15 protein-coding genes are annotated in these 17,662 nt (G+C 37.9%); 14 read left to right on the plus strand and 1 reads right to left on the minus strand.

What is annotated here, in order from left to right; all coding sequences use genetic code 11:
- Positions 1–130: 130 nt before the first annotated feature.
- The gene (gene rpoE / locus B3D94_RS04735; RefSeq protein WP_175422977.1) at positions 131–682 is read left to right on the plus strand and encodes a DNA-directed RNA polymerase subunit delta; all 552 of its coding nucleotides are present in this window, start codon (positions 131–133) and stop codon (positions 680–682) included.
- Between the two features lie 442 nt (positions 683–1,124).
- Positions 1,125–2,717, plus strand: a complete 1,593-nt coding sequence (locus B3D94_RS04740) for a CTP synthase (protein ID WP_069479976.1) — start codon at positions 1,125–1,127, stop codon at positions 2,715–2,717.
- Positions 2,718–2,766: 49 nt separating this feature from the next.
- On the opposite strand, the gene B3D94_RS04745 is transcribed toward B3D94_RS04740, so the two are convergent.
- Complete coding sequence (locus B3D94_RS04745; RefSeq protein WP_291755252.1) at positions 2,767–3,297, minus strand: DUF2529 family protein; 531 nt, start codon at positions 3,295–3,297, stop codon at positions 2,767–2,769.
- A 155-nt stretch (positions 3,298–3,452) separates the two neighbouring features.
- On the opposite strand from B3D94_RS04745, the gene B3D94_RS04750 reads away from it, so the two are divergent.
- The 12 genes from B3D94_RS04750 to B3D94_RS04805 all read left to right on the plus strand — a co-directional run bounded on the left by B3D94_RS04750 (position 3,453) and on the right by B3D94_RS04805 (position 17,527).
- Positions 3,453–3,812, plus strand: coding sequence for a response regulator (locus B3D94_RS04750; RefSeq protein ID WP_069479978.1), 360 nt, complete (start codon positions 3,453–3,455; stop codon positions 3,810–3,812).
- A gap of 229 nt (positions 3,813–4,041) precedes the next feature.
- Positions 4,042–4,896: a class II fructose-bisphosphate aldolase gene (locus B3D94_RS04755; protein ID WP_036123008.1), complete on the plus strand. Its 855-nt coding sequence runs from the start codon at positions 4,042–4,044 to the stop codon at positions 4,894–4,896.
- Positions 4,897–5,045: 149 nt separating this feature from the next.
- Complete coding sequence (gene fsa, locus B3D94_RS04760) at positions 5,046–5,696, plus strand: fructose-6-phosphate aldolase (RefSeq protein WP_004269447.1); 651 nt, start codon at positions 5,046–5,048, stop codon at positions 5,694–5,696.
- A 64-nt stretch (positions 5,697–5,760) separates the two neighbouring features.
- Positions 5,761–7,047 carry a UDP-N-acetylglucosamine 1-carboxyvinyltransferase gene (locus B3D94_RS04765; protein ID WP_193830881.1) on the plus strand — a complete coding sequence of 429 codons (1,287 nt, stop codon included), beginning with the start codon at positions 5,761–5,763 and terminating at the stop codon, positions 7,045–7,047.
- Between the two features lie 94 nt (positions 7,048–7,141).
- Entirely contained in the window at positions 7,142–8,098 is a 957-nt protein-coding gene (gene glpX / locus B3D94_RS04770) for a class II fructose-bisphosphatase (RefSeq protein ID WP_008179010.1), read from the plus strand.
- A gap of 233 nt (positions 8,099–8,331) precedes the next feature.
- Positions 8,332–9,615 carry a transcription termination factor Rho gene (gene rho, locus B3D94_RS04775; RefSeq protein WP_012292741.1) on the plus strand — a complete coding sequence of 428 codons (1,284 nt, stop codon included), beginning with the start codon at positions 8,332–8,334 and terminating at the stop codon, positions 9,613–9,615.
- Between the two features lie 135 nt (positions 9,616–9,750).
- Complete coding sequence (locus B3D94_RS04780) at positions 9,751–11,673, plus strand: AraC family transcriptional regulator (protein ID WP_291755270.1); 1,923 nt, start codon at positions 9,751–9,753, stop codon at positions 11,671–11,673.
- 23 nt (positions 11,674–11,696) lie between these two features.
- Positions 11,697–13,421, plus strand: coding sequence for an ABC transporter ATP-binding protein (locus B3D94_RS04785; RefSeq protein WP_069479981.1), 1,725 nt, complete (start codon positions 11,697–11,699; stop codon positions 13,419–13,421).
- A 41-nt stretch (positions 13,422–13,462) separates the two neighbouring features.
- Entirely contained in the window at positions 13,463–14,257 is a 795-nt protein-coding gene (locus B3D94_RS04790) for an ABC transporter ATP-binding protein (protein ID WP_069479982.1), read from the plus strand.
- Positions 14,258–14,303: 46 nt separating this feature from the next.
- Positions 14,304–15,356 (plus strand): FecCD family ABC transporter permease, encoded by a 1,053-nt coding sequence (locus B3D94_RS04795; RefSeq protein WP_069479983.1) that lies wholly within the window; start codon positions 14,304–14,306, stop codon positions 15,354–15,356.
- Complete coding sequence (locus B3D94_RS04800) at positions 15,353–16,387, plus strand: FecCD family ABC transporter permease (protein WP_069479984.1); 1,035 nt, start codon at positions 15,353–15,355, stop codon at positions 16,385–16,387. The genes B3D94_RS04795 and B3D94_RS04800 overlap by 4 nt, the downstream gene beginning before the upstream one ends.
- A gap of 90 nt (positions 16,388–16,477) precedes the next feature.
- Positions 16,478–17,527: an NAD(P)/FAD-dependent oxidoreductase gene (locus B3D94_RS04805; RefSeq protein ID WP_069479985.1), complete on the plus strand. Its 1,050-nt coding sequence runs from the start codon at positions 16,478–16,480 to the stop codon at positions 17,525–17,527.
- Positions 17,528–17,662 lie beyond the last annotated feature (135 nt).

Here is a 17,662-nt window from a genome sequence, read left to right on the forward strand (position 1 = left end):
TGTATATAATGGGTATTATGCTTATTGTATGGAAAGTACCTTTTGCGTAGCCATTTTTGCTGCGCTTGGAAAATAAAGCACCATGTAATTTTAAAACGTCCATTGTGATGAGGGAAAGGAAGTGCACGAATTGAATTTTCGTGAAATGACAAAGGAACAATTAACTGAAGAGTCGTTAATTAACTTAGCGTATGCAATTTTAAATGAAAAACGTGCCTCAGTAACTTTTAATGATTTGTTAAAAATAATTCAAGAGCTTGTAGGCTACAGTGATGAAGAAATTAAATCGCGCCTACTACAATTTTACACAGATCTTAATGTAGATGGCCGCTTCTTATATAACCAAGAAACAGGCTGGGGCTTACGTGAATGGTTTAAAGTAGAGCAGATTGAGGAAGAAACAGCACCATCTGTTAAAACTCAAAAGAAAAAATCTAAAGCTTCTGTGGATGAAGATGATGATCTAGAAGAAGATATCGATTTGGATGAAGAAGATATAGACTTCGACGAGGACTATGAAGAATTCGTGGAAGAAGAAGAAATAGACGAAGAAGATGAAGATAAAGAAGATATTGATTTTGATGAAGACGAAGATTTAGAAGACATTGAAGAAATCGATGAAGAGTTTATTGATGAAGACGAAGATGAAGAAGAGTTCGAAGAAGAAGAGGAAGAAATCTAAAACCTTGCTCTTAGAATTTTCTTACTTTTACGCTTGATGTAAAAATCCTTGACTTCTATCACGGTTACGTTTAATCTTTTACTTGGGCTCCTTAAAAAAAGGAGAAAGACCGTGTATATAATACGCTCCCCCTGCAGACCTATGCAGGAGGAGCGTTTTTTTGTTTTTAACTTTATTCAGACCAGCTCTCCCATACTTTTTGTTCGGATATGAATATAAATGTTTTAAAGTATTCATGATGTATAGTAAACGGTGACTGAATAAATGTTAAAGTTTTAAGGTTTAAAGGAAAGTGGAAAAGAGATAGAAACGATGACAGCTTCGAATCGACTACAATTTTGTAGACATTCTCGGCTTTTCTTTTTTTAGGGTGTTTGACTGTCAGATGTTCTAATCCCTAACAAAACAACTTATCTAGCAATTCTAAAGGAGGAATTTTTTCATGACGAAGTATATTTTTGTAACAGGTGGGGTTGTATCATCACTTGGAAAAGGGATTGTTGCAGCATCTCTAGGCCGTTTATTAAAAAACCGCGGTTTAGAAGTTACGATTCAAAAATTTGACCCATATATTAATATCGACCCAGGTACAATGAGTCCTTATCAACATGGTGAGGTTTTTGTAACAGATGATGGTGCTGAGGCTGACTTAGATTTAGGGCATTATGAACGTTTTATTGATATTAACCTAGGAAAGCATTCTACAGTAACTTCAGGTCGTGTGTATCAATCTGTATTACAGAAGGAACGTCGTGGCGATTACAACGGTGGTACAGTACAAGTTATTCCTCATATTACAAATGAAATTAAAGATCGTATCCAACGTGCTGGTCGTGAGACAAATGCAGACGTTGTTATTACAGAAGTAGGTGGAACAGTAGGGGATATTGAATCATTACCTTTCCTTGAAGCTATCCGTCAAATGAAAACTAATTTAGGTCATAACAATGTCATGTATATTCACTGTACATTAATTCCTTATATTAAAGCAGCTGGTGAACTTAAAACAAAACCAACACAGCATTCTGTAAAAGAGTTACGTTCTTTAGGTATTCAACCAAATATTATCGTTGTGCGTACTGAACAAGAGGTACCACAAGATATGAAAGAGAAATTAGCTTTATTCTGTGATGTTCAACCACATGAAATTATCGAATCTCGTGATGCGGAGCATTTATATGAAGTACCGTTAAACCTACATGCACAAGATATTGATGATATCGTTCTTGACCACTTTGGTATTGAAGCTCCAGAAGCGGATATGGAAGAATGGCGCGAGCTTGTAGATAAAGTGAAAAACTTACCAAACAAAAGAAAAATAGCGTTAGTAGGGAAATATGTAGAACTACAAGATGCTTATATTTCTGTGGTAGAAGCTTTAAAGCATGCAGGCTATGTTTATAATTCTGATATTGAAATTAACTGGATTAATGCAGAACATGTCAATGCTGATAATGTAACTGCACTATTAAAAGATGCTGATGCGATTTTAGTACCAGGTGGCTTTGGTGATCGTGGTGTGGAAGGTAAAATTTTAGCTACGCAATTTGCGCGTGAAAATAATGTACCATTCTTAGGAATCTGTTTAGGTATGCAGCTTGCGACAATTGAATATGCACGTAATGTGTTAGGGTTAAAAGGTGCTCATTCTACAGAACTTGATGCAAACACAGAGTACCCAATTATCGACTTCTTACCAGATCAAAATGATAGCGTAGATATTGGTGGAACATTACGTTTAGGGTTATACCCATGTAAATTAAAAGACGGTTCTAAGGCAAGTGAAGCATATGGCAAAGAGCTTGTTTATGAGCGTCATCGTCATCGTTATGAATTTAACAATGAATATCGTGAAGCAATGGAAGCAGCTGGACTTGTTTTCTCAGGCACAAGTCCTGATGGTAAGCTGGTTGAAATTATTGAGCTACCAGAGAATAATTTCTTTGTAGCATGTCAATTCCACCCAGAGTTAGTGTCACGACCAAATCGTCCACAACCACTGTTCCGTGACTTTATCGGCGCAACATTTAAATAAACAAAAAGAGTTGTCTCGAAAAATGAGACAACTCTTTTTTATTGGATTATTACAATTCTTCCTCATCAAAACCAAGCATATCATCATAGACCATTTTGACAGCTTCATAAACAAAAAGCCCTGCAAGTGCATGTGGTACAACAACCCGTTGACCTAAATCATTTGGCAATAAACCACCTTTAATACGAGTAGAAATATACGTATAGGCTAAGTCCGCAAGAGGATTTTCTGCACTAGCCGGTTCACTTGCAACAGCAGCGAAGGGAATAAATTGAGTATTTAATTTCTGAGCTAAAGCTAGTGATTCTTCATCGTGCGCACTACGAGTAAAAATGCAAACTCGATCGGCTTCTGTTAAGCTTGTATCCGGAGTCCAAGGTGCTAACTTGCTAAATGGTTCTACTGCTTGAAGTGCATTTAATTCCACTGTCTGCATTTCTCCAAAGCAAGCGAAATAGACATTACCTTCGCCAATTGCAGCTTGTGCCAATAGCCTTGCAGTCTCCTCGATAGCATCCTCTTCATTTTGTGTAATTCTTTGTAATAATCCACTTAATTGTGTTGTTAGAATTTTTGACATGATCCCACCTCTACCCATATTATAGGGGTGAAAAAGGTAGAAAGCAAAAGCAGATAATTTATAATACTAGAAGGTATTAAGCTGAAAAAGTAGAATTATACATAGTAAAGAATGTTTTTGTGTAAGAATAAAAAATAAAAAGGGCGGAATGGAATGTGAAACGATTACTAATTGTCGATGATCAGCAGGGAATTCGTTTGCTTTTAAATGAAGTGCTGAAAAAGGAAGGATATGTTACATATTTAGCAGCCAATGGTTTAGAGGCATTAAAGTATGCAGATGAACAAGACATGGATTGCGTATTACTAGATATGAAGATACCCGGAATGGATGGTATCGAAATTTTAAGACGTTTAAAAGAAAAGTTCCCAAAACTTCCTGTATTTATGATGACAGCGTATGGAGAGCTAGATGTTGTACAAGAAGCTTTAAATTTGGGAGCGATCCGTTACTTTACGAAGCCTTTTGATATTTTTGAAGTACGTGACGAAGTTAATAAAGTGTTACAAGTTTAAAGAACAGGCAGTAAATACACGGCCTGTTTTCTTTATGCTTAAAAAAGGAGTAAATATTTTCTTAGCGCCGCCGTTACGTTGCCCTACACTTTGGGGGACACTGCCGCTTCGTCCCATTACGCTTTCGTGTAGAAAATAATAGCCCCTGCTTTTCAGGGGCTATTATTTTTGCTATGATTGAGGAGCATATTTATGTAGAAAGAATAGTCCTAAGAGGAGGATTTTTAGTATGGCATTAGTATCTATGAAAGAGATGTTAATTAAAGCAAAAGCAGAGGGTTATGCTGTTGGTCAATTCAACATTAACAACCTAGAGTGGACACAAGCAATTTTACAAGCAGCTGAAGAAGAAAAATCTCCAGTGATTCTTGGTGTTTCTGAAGGTGCAGGTAAATATATGGGCGGATTTATTTCTGTTGTTCACATGGTAAAAGGTTTAATGGAATCTTACGGTACTACAGTTCCAGTAGCCATTCATCTTGACCATGGATCTAGCTTTGCAAAATGTAAAGAGGCAATTGACGCAGGCTTTACTTCTGTGATGATTGATGCTTCACACCATCCATTTGAGGAAAATGTGAAAATTACTTCAGAAGTAGTAGAATACGCACATGCTAAAGGCGTTTCTGTAGAAGCGGAATTAGGAACAGTTGGCGGAGATGAAGACGGTGTAATCGGTGGTATTATTTACGCTGATCCAGAAGAATGCCGTAAAATGGTTGAGCTAACAGATATCGACTGCTTAGCGCCAGCACTTGGCTCTGTACACGGTCCTTACAAAGGAGAACCAAACCTAGGCTTCAAAGAAATGGAGGAAATCTCTAAATTGGCAGATCTTCCACTAGTATTACATGGTGGTACAGGTATCCCAACAAAAGATATCCAACGTTCTATTTCATTAGGTACTGCAAAAATTAACGTTAATACTGAAAATCAAATTGAAGCAACAAAAGCAATCCGTGAGATTCTTGACAACGACAAAGTTGTTTACGATCCTCGTAAATTCCTTGGTCCTGCACGTGAAGCGATTAAAGCAACTGTTGTTGGTAAAATTCGCGAATTTGGTAGTGCACAAAAAGCATAATTTTTGCATTTAATATGTTACAAAAGCATAGATAAATACACATAATAAGAGAAGTGTTGATGCTTTCAATCGACCTTCTCTTGTTTTTGAAATAAAGAAATTTTGGAAAATATTTAATAATATAAGAAAAATGATCAGGAGGAAATAATATGAAATTTTTTATTGATACAGCAAATTTTGAAGAGATTAAAGAGGCACATGCATGGGGGATATTATCAGGAGTTACAACAAACCCATCACTAGTGGCTAAAGAAGAAAATGTTTCTTTCCATGATCGTCTTCGTGAAATAGCAGAGCTTGTCGATGGCTCCGTAAGTGGAGAAGTTATTGCACTGGATGCAGAAGGAATGATTAAAGAAGGTTTGGAATTAGCTGCTATTGCTCCTAACATTACAGTGAAACTACCAATGACGCCAGCGGGATTAGAAGCTTGTCGTTTCTTTGCAAACAAAGGAATTAAAACAAACGTAACATTAATTTTTAGTGCAAACCAAGCATTAATGGCTGCGCGTGCAGGTGCTACATATGTATCACCATTTATCGGCCGTTTAGATGACATTGGTCAAAATGGTGTAGAGCTAATTGAAACTATTGCAGACATTTTCACAATTCATAATATTGACACACAAATCATTGCTGCCTCTGTTCGTCACCCTCAGCACGTTACGGCTGCAGCTTTAGCTGGCGCACATATTTCAACAACTCCATTTAAAGTTTTAAAACAACTTTTCCACCATCCCTTAACGGAAAAAGGAATTGAAGGATTTTTAGCGGATTGGAATAAGAGAAAAGGCGAATAATAAGAACATACAGTGAGCCAATTGCAAAAAAATACTACTTTCCAATCATGAGGGAGAACGCAAAATGGATGTTTATAAAATTACTGGCGAAAATCGTCTACAAGGTACAATTAAAGTTAGTGGTGCAAAAAATAGTGCAGTCGCCTTAATTCCTGCATCAATTTTGGCGAACTCTCCAGTGACAATTGGAGGGATACCAGAAATTTCAGATGCATGGACGTTAAAGGCTTTATTAGAGGAAATTGGTGGGGAAGTATCGTTTGACGATGGTAAGATGACAATTGATCCAACAGACATGATTGCATTACCATTACCGAACGGCAACGTTAAAAAGTTACGCGCTTCATATTATTTAATGGGGGCAATGCTAGGACGTTTCAAGAAAGCAGTCATTGGTTTACCAGGTGGCTGTTTCTTGGGTCCCCGACCAATTGATCAACATATAAAGGGCTTTGAAGCATTAGGCGCTAAAATTACGAATGAACATGGCGCTATTTATTTACGTGCAGATGAGCTAATTGGGGCTAAAATTTATTTAGATGTTGCAAGTGTCGGTGCGACGATTAACATTATGTTAGCTGCTGTCCTCGCGAAGGGTCGTACAGTGATAGAAAATGCAGCGAAGGAACCTGAAATTATTGATGTAGCCACACTTCTAACAAATATGGGTGCCAATATTAAAGGGGCAGGTACAAGTGTCATCCGTATTGAAGGGGTAGAAGAACTACATGGTACAGAACATACGATTATACCGGATCGTATTGAAGCTGCGACATTTATGATAATGGCTGCAGCAGTAGGTGATGGTATTACAATTGATAATGTAATTCCACTCCATTTAGAAGCAATTATAGCGAAGCTTCGTGAAATGGGTGTGAAAATTGAAATTGGTGAAGAAAGTATTTATGTACCAAAAACAGACCTCTCAACTTTGCAAGCTGTTGATGTAAAAACATTGGTGTATCCTGGTTTCCCAACAGATATTCAGCAACCACTTGCTGTGTTAATGTCACAGGCATTCGGTTCCTCAAAAGTAACAGATACAATTTATACAGCTCGATTTAAACATATTGATGAGCTTCGTCGTATGAATGCTGATGCTCGTGTAGAAGGCAACACGGCTATTATTAAAGGGCCTAGCAGATTACATGGTTCAACAGTAACAGCTACAGATCTACGCGCAGGTGCAGCTTTAGTTTTAGCTGGTCTACTAGCTGAGGGCGAAACGGAAGTCCAAGATATTTATCATATCGAACGTGGCTATAGCTCACTTATTGAGAAATTACGTGATTTAGGCGCTGATATTCGACGTGAAACAATCCTGGCACGCGTAGCTGAGACAAAGGAATAATGAGAGCTAAAAGTTTTCTCTCAATTATGTTACAATAGAGGTAATTTGAATGTTTCGGTATGAAAAATGGCCGATAACGGGAGGCAAAGCAACAATGGAACGTAGTTTATCGATGGAAGTAGTACGAGTAACAGAAGCAGCAGCAATCGCATCCGGGAAATGGATGGGACGCGGTTTAAAAATTGAGGCAGATGATGCAGCAACAACAGCGATGCGCAAAATGTTCGATACAATTCCAATGCATGCTACAGTAGTAATTGGTGAAGGTGAAATGGATGAAGCACCAATGCTTTATATTGGTGAAGAACTTGGCTTACGAAGTGGTGGTCCAAAAGTAGATATCGCTGTGGATCCATTAGAAGGTACAAATATTGTAGCAAAAGGTACGAATGGTGCAATGACAGTCCTTGCGATTGCAGACAAAGGTAATCTGTTAAATGCACCAGATATGTACATGGAGAAAATTGCTGTAGGGCCAGAAGCAGCTGGTAAAGTAGATATCAATGCATCTGTAACTTATAACTTATTACAAGTAGCAAAAGCAAAAAATAAAGATATTTCAGATGTAGTTGCTACTCTATTAGATAGACCGCGTCACCAAGCAATTGTTGATGAAATTCGTGAGGCTGGTGCACGCATTAAGTTTATCCAAGATGGCGATGTTGGTGCAGCGATTAATACTGCCTTTGATGAAACAGGTATTGATATTATGTTTGGAACAGGTGGAGCACCAGAGGGTGTTATTTCGGCTGTAGCTTTAAAATGCCTAGGTGGGGACTTCCAAGCAAAATTAGTACCAGAAGATGAAGAGCAATTAGAACGCTGTCATAAAATGGGCGTAGATGTTGACAAAGTTCTTTATTTAGATGATCTAGTAAAAGGTGACGATGCTATTTTTGCAGCAACAGCTGTGACAGATTGTGAGCTTTTAAAGGGTGTTCAATATAAAGGTGCTTACGCTTTAACACACTCGGTAGTTATGCGTGCTAAGTCTGGTACGGTTCGCTTTGTAGAAGGCCGTCACGCACTTGAGAAAAAACCTAGATATTAATGATATTTTCTTCTAAAATATACCTAGTACATCTATTGTGCTAGGTACCTTCTTCTTTAAATAAACCATCCCGTAATTTGTAAGGTAATGTTTCATCATATGGTGGACTATGTATTTGTAATTGACCTAATGAGGTAACCGTATAATGTGAACAGAGCCGTTCGTTCGTAAAAAATCTTCGATGATAACCCCAATAATTGTATTATATTTTGAAAAAGACTGGAGTTGTGCATATGTCTGCATTGACAATCGCTCAATTAGAAAACATGACGTTGAAAGAGCTTTACGCTCTTGCACGCCAATATAAAATTTCATATTATAGCAAGTTAACGAAAAAAGAATTAATATTTGCTATTTTGAAAACGCGTTCAGAGCAAGAAGGCTATTTCTTTATGGAAGGCGTACTTGAAATTGTTTCGCAAGAAGGCTTTGGCTTCCTTCGACCAATAAACTACTCTCCAAGTAAAGAAGATATTTATATTTCTGCATCTCAAATTCGTCGCTTTGATCTTCGTAATGGGGACAAGGTATCTGGGAAGGTGCGACCACCTAAGGAAAATGAACGTTATTACGGCTTATTACAAGTTGATGCCGTCAATGGCGAGGATCCTGAAGTTGCAAAGGAACGTGTGCATTTCCCTGCATTAACTCCACTATATCCAAACAGACAAATTAAACTGGAAACAACTCAGCGTAATTTATCAACACGTATTATGGATTTAGTGGCACCTGTAGGTTTTGGTCAGCGTGGATTAATCGTTGCACCGCCGAAAGCCGGGAAAACATCTTTATTAAAAGAAATTGCAAACGCTATTACGACAAATCATCCAGAAGCAGAGCTAATTGTCTTACTGATAGATGAACGTCCTGAGGAAGTTACAGATATTGAGCGATCTGTAAATGCAGATGTTGTTAGCTCAACGTTTGATGAAGTTCCAGAGAATCATGTCAAGGTGGCAGAAATAGTTTTAGAGCGTGCACGACGTTTAGTGGAACATAAACGTGATGTCATTATTTTAATGGATTCTATCACACGTTTGGCGCGTGCTTTTAACCTTGTCATTCCTCCAAGTGGACGCACGCTTTCAGGGGGGATCGATCCAGCTGCCTTCCATAGACCTAAGCGCTTCTTTGGATCAGCTCGAAATATTGAAGAAGGCGGTAGCTTAACGATATTAGCGACTGCTTTAGTAGATACTGGTTCACGTATGGATGAGGTTATTTACGAAGAATTTAAGGGGACAGGTAATTTAGAGCTTCATCTAGATCGCCAGTTGGCAGAGCGTCGAATTTTCCCTGCTCTTGATATTCGCCGTTCAGGTACACGTAAGGAAGAGTTATTACTTGAGCCTGAACAACTTGAAAAACTATGGGCGATTCGTAAAACATTTTCAGACGCGCCTGATTTTGCGGAACGTTTCTTGAAAAAACTTCGTACAACAAAATCTAACGAAGAATTTTTTGAAAAACTGAACGAAGATATGAAAAAAGCAACAAAAGGTAAAGGTTTATTATAGAACAGGCATCACCATTGACAAATAATTGTCAATGGTGATTTTTTTGTATATTTTTGAACGAATAAATGTTTATTGAAATTGATAATCATTATCAATATAATGTAGTTAATAAATATCTTTTTGAAGGAGATCCGGATGAATTATGATGCCTATATGCTGCTTTGGCAAAATGCCTATGTTCAAATGAAGCATCTCGATTACATAAATAAATCAAAAGTTCAAGTTTCAAAGGTATTAACCAATAGTTCGTTTCTTATCATAACAGCAGGCGAGGCGCAAATTATCATTGATGAACAGCCTTATTATGTACAGCGTTTCAGTATTTTTCACATTGGTAAATCTCAATGTTTACAAATTACTGCACAACATAGTGTTAGCTACTTCCTCATACGTTATGAAGGAGATGTCATCTATAAAGATGCATTTATGCAGCATTTACAGATGCAATATCAACCTTTTCAAATAAATTTCTCTTGTGTGCCTGCTAATCCAATAGCCATTCACAACATTCTTCAAGATATGTATAGCAAATGGATATCTGGTTCTATTCAAGAACATTTTTCAGTCAAAGCTTCTTTGTATGAATTTGTGTATCGTGTGTTTCAAGAATTAGTGGATGGGCAGGGGAACCCACATGAAATGGATAAGGCAGAAGTAGCACGTCTGTATATTCATCAGCATCTTCACCAACCATTATCTATACAATCATTGGCAGATACGCTTCATATTAGTACACGTCATTTATTACGAATTTTTAAAGCGCGCTATGGGGTTGGGCCACAAATTTATTTACAGCAATTAAAAATTGAGCAGGCACAACAATATTTGGTGGAAAATCAATTTGGTATAAAGGAAATTGCTATTTCACTTGGCTATGAAGATGAATACTATTTTAGTCGTGCCTTTAAAAAGGCTACAAATATGGCACCAAGTAATTTTAGGCTGAAATATACATCTTATATGTCCGAAATGGCCATTACAAATGAGAATCATTTTCAATACAATGAGAATCAGCTCGTGCAAGCAAACCGATTTGAGAATGGAGAAAATGAAATCATGATGCAAAAGATGATTCAACATATAAAACTGCCTTTTTTCCTGAGCCTGTTTGTTTTATTAGCTGCATGTAATGAAAATTCGGTCTCATCAAAGGTGGACGAACAAACTACTCCAGATACGATAGAGACGAGAATAGTGACAGATGACATTGGCCGTGAAGTAGAAATTCCAGTGAGAGCCAAAAGAGTCATCACAGACTGGTATCTAGGACAAATTTTAGCGTTAGATGTTGTACCAGTAGGAGGCGTAACAGCTAACCTTGATTATGCTGCGTTTTTAAAACAACACTACAAGGATGGAGAAATTACGAATATTGGTACTGATGGGAAGGTATCATTGGAGAAAATTCTAGAGCTAAAGCCAGATTTAATCATTACATGGAATCCAGAAGATGTAGGGAAATATGAGAAAATTGCACCTACAATTGTCTTTGCTGAAGATGCTCACTCATCAGCTATAGAGGAAATTAAGTCGATGGGAAGTTATTTAGGAAGACAAAAAGAAGCTGAAACCTTTGTTAATGAGTTTGAAGATCGGATAGCTACAGCTAAGGAAAAAATAAATGATGTGGTTCCAGACGGAGCAACGTTTACTATTTATGAAATGTTTGAAAAAAATGCAACAATTGTTGGAAATTCAAGCGTATCGGGTGGTAGAGCACTCTATCAAATTTTGGGCCTGAAGCCTCAAGAAAAAGTGCAGGAGTTATATGATGCAAAAGAGGCGAGTGGCGGACGTTATGAGATTTCCTACGAGGTAGTAGGTGATTTTGTAGCTGATTATAACTTCATGATTAACTTCTTTAACAAAGACGGGAAGTTGCCAGGGACTTGGACTAACTTAGATGTCGTAAAAAATAATCAAATTATAGAGCTTCCGTCTGAATATTATTTTGCCTCTGATCCACTTTCGGGTCTCCATCAGGCTGAAGAGCTGGCTGACAAAATAGTAGAGTTTACGAAGACTCAACAAAAATACATTAGTAGATATGAAGATTGATATTGCAATAGGAGGCTACAACCATGTTATTACAGCGATTTTTCTCATATTACAAACCATATAAACGCTTATTTATTTTAGATTTTAGCTGCGCCATTTTAGTAGCATTAATCGAATTAGCGTTTCCACTTGTTTTAAATAAAGTAATTGATGATATTTTGCCGGATGGCGAATTAAAGTGGATTATTATGGCGAGTTTGTTGTTATTTATCTTATATATTTTTAACTCCATTCTCCATTTCATCGTGTCGTATTGGGGACATATGCTAGGGATTAATATTGAAACGGATATGAGAAAGGAATCCTTTAGCCATGTACAAAAACTTTCCTTTAGATATTTTGATAATAATAAAACGGGACATCTTGTTTCTCGATTAACGAACGATTTAATGGATATCGGTGAGCTTGCCCACCACGGTCCTGAAGATATTTTTATTGCAGCAATGACCATTATAGGGACATTTGGTGTGATGTTCTACATAGATCCAACCTTTACAATTCTTATTTTCCTACTTGTGCCGATCATTCTAGTTCTGACGATTATTTTCGGAAAATTAATGTCAAAAGCATTTCGTCAAATGTTTGGAGATATTGCTGATTTTAATGCTCGCGTTGAAAACAATGTCAGCGGTATTCGTGTTGTACAGGCTTTTACAAATGAGGATCATGAAATTAAACGCTTTAAGGTAAACAATGAAAGATTCCGAATGACTAAATTGTTCTCTTATAAGGTCATGGCTTGGAATGAAGCCATTTCAGGTATTCTAACAAAGGTATTGTCATTATTTACATTATTTGTTGGAGCTTATTTTGTGTTAAATGGTGATCTATCTAATGGAGACTTTATCGCATTTATTTTACTTTCAGGGATTCTGCTAGGCCCTATTAATAAAATCAACATGTTTATAGAAAGCTATCCAAAAGGTATGGCAGGATTTAGACGCTATATTGAATTTCTTGAAACAGAGCCTGAGATAGCGGATCGACCAGAAGCGAAAGACATCGATGAAATTGATGGCGAAATCACATTCACGGATGTATCGTTTGGCTACTCAGATGCGAATCGTGCTTTACATCACATTAATTTACAGGTTCGCCCTGGTGAAACAGTGGCACTAGTGGGTCCATCAGGAGCAGGAAAATCTACAATTTGCAGTTTGCTGCCACGTTTTTATGATGTCAATGAAGGCTCCATTAAAATTGATGGTGTGGATATACGCGATTTCAAATTGCAATCATTGCGTGGTCATATTGGGATTGTTCAACAAGATGTCTTTTTATTTGATGGCACTATTCGCGATAATATCGCTTACGGCAATCTGAATGCTAGTGAAGAAGATATTTGGTACGCAGCTCAGCGCGCACAGCTGACCGATGTCATTAAAGCACTCCCAGAGGGAATGGATACATTAATTGGTGAGCGAGGTGTGAAGTTATCAGGAGGTCAAAAACAAAGACTATCCATCGCACGAATTTTCCTGAAAAACCCAAAAATTTTAATACTTGATGAAGCAACATCGGCATTAGACACTGAAACGGAACAAGCTATTCAACAAGCATTAAATGAGCTTTCTATTGGTCGTACGACGTTGGTAATTGCCCATCGATTAGCAACAATTAAGGATGCAGATAGAATTGTTGTTGTATCGAAAAAAGGCATTATTGAAGAAGGAACACATGAGCAATTAATGGAACGAAAACATGCTTACTATGGGTTGTATACAGCTCAATTTGGTCTACAAATATAAGGTTGGTTCAAAGCACTCTCAAAAATGAAAGGAAGTTAATTATGTCAGTACTAGAAATAGATCGTGTGGCGATTGGTTATTCCTCGACGCTCATAGTCAATGATTTAAGCGTGGAAATTCCAAAAGGGCAGATTTCCACAATTATCGGTCCAAATGGTTGTGGGAAATCTACTTTATTAAAGGCAGTAGCCCGTGTACTTCAGACTCAAAATGGGGCGGTTTATTTAGATGGTAAAGCAATTCACCAATTGAAAACCAAGGAAGTAGCCAAAAGAATGGCTATTTTGCCTCAAACGGCAACAGCTCCAGGAGGCTTAACTGTTTTTGAGCTAGTATCATATGGTCGCTTTCCTCACCAAGTCGGGTTTGGTACATTGCGCAAGGAAGACTATGAGTATATCCATTGGGCTATTGATGTGACGGGATTAAGGGAATTTAGTGATCGACCAATTGAAGCATTGTCAGGTGGCCAACGTCAAAGGGTTTGGATTGCCATGGCATTAGCACAAGGCACTGATATTCTAGTACTGGATGAACCAACCACATATTTAGATTTAGCCCATCAGCTAGATATTTTATTGCTTTTACAAAAGTTAAATAAAGAAGAAGGTCGAACAATAATCATGGTATTACATGATTTGAATCATGCATCACGCTTCTCCCACTTTATCATGGCCATGAGAGACGGGAATTTAATGGTGGATGGAAGTCCAGAAGAAGTGATGACAAAGGAAAATTTACAAAAAGTGTTCAATATTGATGCTGAAATGGCTGTTTGTCCATATAGTAAAAATCCAATCTGCCTATCCTATCAGCTATACGATATGAAGAAATAAAATCTAGTCTGTATGTTTATTGGGAAGTTTATAAGGAGGAAATAAAATGACTACGTCGACAGGAGTAGGAGAGCTCAACGATTTAGAGGAGCTACAGAAACGATCTCATCCGATCCGTGGAGTAGTAGCTTTAATTGTAGGAGTAATTGGATTAATTTTAGCTATTGGCTTATCGATCTCTTTTGGTGCAGCAGATATTTCACTGGGTACTGTTTGGACAGCAGTTACCCATTTTTCACCAGAATTAACTACACATCAAATTATTCATGATATCCGCTTACCTCGAGTACTCGGGGCAGCTCTAGTAGGAGCAAGCTTTGCAGTAGCGGGGGCGATTATGCAAGGTATGACACGTAACCCGTTAGCAGATTCGGGATTGTTAGGCTTGAACTCGGGAGCCGCATTTATGTTGGCAGTGTGCTTTGCCTTTTTCCCTGGTATGCCTTATATGTTTTTAATTTTATGGTCCTTTATAGGAGCAGGTCTTGGGGTGGCCATTGTTTATGGTATTGGGTCACTGTCTAAAGGTGGCTTAACACCTATGCGACTTGTTTTGGCGGGTGCAGCTGTTAGTGCGTTGCTTGGAGCGCTAGGAGAAGGAATTGCCCTTTATTATCGTATTGGTCAGGATCTTGCCTTTTGGTATGCGGGCGGTGTTTCGGGAACAAAATGGAGCCATCTACAAATATTATCACCTTGGATTCTTATTGCGATGATAGGAGCTCTTATTTTATCACGGTCAATCACTGTACTGAGCTTAGGAGAAGAAATTGCTGTTGGGCTCGGACAACGTACGGGTGTTGTAAAAGTATGGGGAATGATCATTGTGTTAATTTTAGCGGGTGCAGCAGTTTCTGTTGTAGGAGCAGTTGGTTTCGTAGGCTTAATAGTTCCTCATTTAACGAGATACATAGTTGGTCATGATTATCGATGGATTATCGTTTGTTCTTTAGTATATGGAGCATTGCTGGTTGTGTTAGCTGATTTAGTAGCACGTGTTATCAATCCACCTTATGAAACCCCGATTGGTGCTTTAATTGCCTTTATTGGTGTTCCTTTCTTCCTGTATTTAGCACGTAAAGGAGGGAAAGAACTATGAGAAACAGCTATTTAACGCCAAGTCAGCAGAAGACAAAAAAGAAAAATTTTATCATTATTGCTACATTGCTTGTTTTAATCTTCATTACCTTTGTTATTAGTATGAATACTGGGGTGATTAAGCTAACACCAATGGAGGTTTTTAAGACTCTTTTTGGACAAGGAGATGCACAACAACAATTAATCTTATTTGAATTTAGGCTTCCGCGAATTGTGATAGCTGTATTAGTAGGGATGGGCTTAGCTATATCAGGTGCTATTTTACAAGGTGTTTCCAAAAATGCTTTAGCAGACCCAGGTATTTTAGGGATTAACGCGGGTGCTGGTCTTGCAGTTATGCTGTATATTTCATTTTTTCCAACAACGAAGGCGGCACCTGTCTATTTACTGCCAGTACTTGCCTTTATAGGAGCAGGCTTAACTGCAGTTCTGATTTATTCACTTTCTTATAAACGACATGAAGGTATTACACCAATGCGTTTAATTTTAACGGGTGTAGCTGTAGCAGCAGGTATTAGCTCAGCGATGATTGTGCTAACACTACGCCTATCACCTGAAAATTATCAGTTTGTGGCAACATGGCTGGCAGGGAGCATATGGGGTTCAAATTGGAGATTTGTTCTTTCATTGTTACCATGGTTAGTGATCTTGTTACCATTTGTTTATGCGAAATCGCGGGTATTAAATATTTTGAATTTAGGTGAATTAACAGCTGTCGGATTAGGTGCCTCGATTGAAAAAGAGCGCCGTTGGTTATTAGCCGCAGCTGTTGGTTTAGCAGGCGCTAGTGTTTCTGTAAGTGGTGGCATTGGCTTCGTAGGACTCATCGCCCCACATTTGGCTCGCCAGCTGGTTGGGGCCAAACATCAATTTTTACTCCCTGCGGCGGCATTATTAGGTGGTTTTCTCGTATTAATGGCTGATACGATAGGTCGTTCTATTCTCGAGCCTTCAGAAATTCCAGCAGGGATCGTAGTAGCCGTTATAGGCGCTCCTTATTTCTTGTATTTATTAGCACGATTAAAGGAATAAAAAGCGAAGGCATCTTAGTGAATAAAATAAGTGGATTAGCCGAGTGCATGTAATATTTATGGATAAAGATGAAGGGGATGGAATCTAAAAATGGAGAAAGAACTATATGATGTAACGATTGTTGGCGGTGGTCCAGCAGGTCTCTATACAGCCTTTTATAGTGGTATGCGAGATTTAAAAACGAAAATTATCGAGTATAGCTCTCAGCTCGGTGGTCGTATGTTAATTTATCCCGAAAAGATGATTTGGGACGTTGGTGGAGTTACACCTATTTTAGGTGGACAGCTTATCAAACAGCTTGTTGAACAAGCTCAAACTTTCGATCCGACAGTTGTTTTAAATCAAAAGGTGGAAGGATTAGAAAAACAACCGGATGGAACATTTATATTAACTTCTTCAACGGGAGAAAAGCATTATTCCAAAACAGTGATTTTGGCAGTTGGTTATGGCGTTCTGACGATGCAAAAGCTTGAAATAGAAGGAGCAGATCGTTATGAAGTAACTAATTTACACTATACTGTACAGGAATTAGAGATTTTCCGGAATAAACATGTCTTAATTTCAGGCGGTGGTAATTCAGCTGTTGATTGGGCGAATGAGTTAGAGCCAATTGCAGCGAGTGTTACAATCGTTCATCGCAGAGAAGACTTTGGTGGTCATGAAAAGAACGTTTTACGGATGAAGGAATCCTCCGTATGTGTAAAAACACCATATGAAGTAGTGCAATTACATAGTGATGGAGATTTAATACAGTCTGTATCGATTATGAATAAAGAGACGGATGAGATAGAGCGAGTTGAAGTAGATGCCGTTATTGTGAACCATGGCTTAAAATGTGATTATGGTGCACTAGAAGAATGGGGATTACATATAAAAGATGGAGTAGCACTCGTCAATGAAAAGAGGGAAACTAATATAGAAGGAATCTATGGTGCAGGTGATTTTATTGATCATCCAAGTAAAGTTAGGTTAATAGCAGGGGCCTTTACAGATGGCATATTAGCGTTAAATAGTGCAAAACTATTAATAGAACCTGATGCACCAAAAGTTGCTTATGTTTCTTCCCATAATATCCGTTTCAAAGAGCGAAATGAAAAAATAGGGTTACACGACAATGATTATCGTGAAGTTCGTGGATAAAAACTATTGAAAACTTTCTTTTGATATTTTTTTCTTGAAAATAATAAAACGTCTATGCTATACTTCATAAGTATGCAACGTGTACATATATAGCTGATGGTTTCACTCATATTCGGGCTATGTAAGGTACAGTTC

This window comes from Lysinibacillus sp. UBA5990 (assembly GCF_002429815.1).
GTDB classification, from domain to species: domain Bacteria; phylum Bacillota; class Bacilli; order Bacillales_A; family Planococcaceae; genus Lysinibacillus; species Lysinibacillus fusiformis.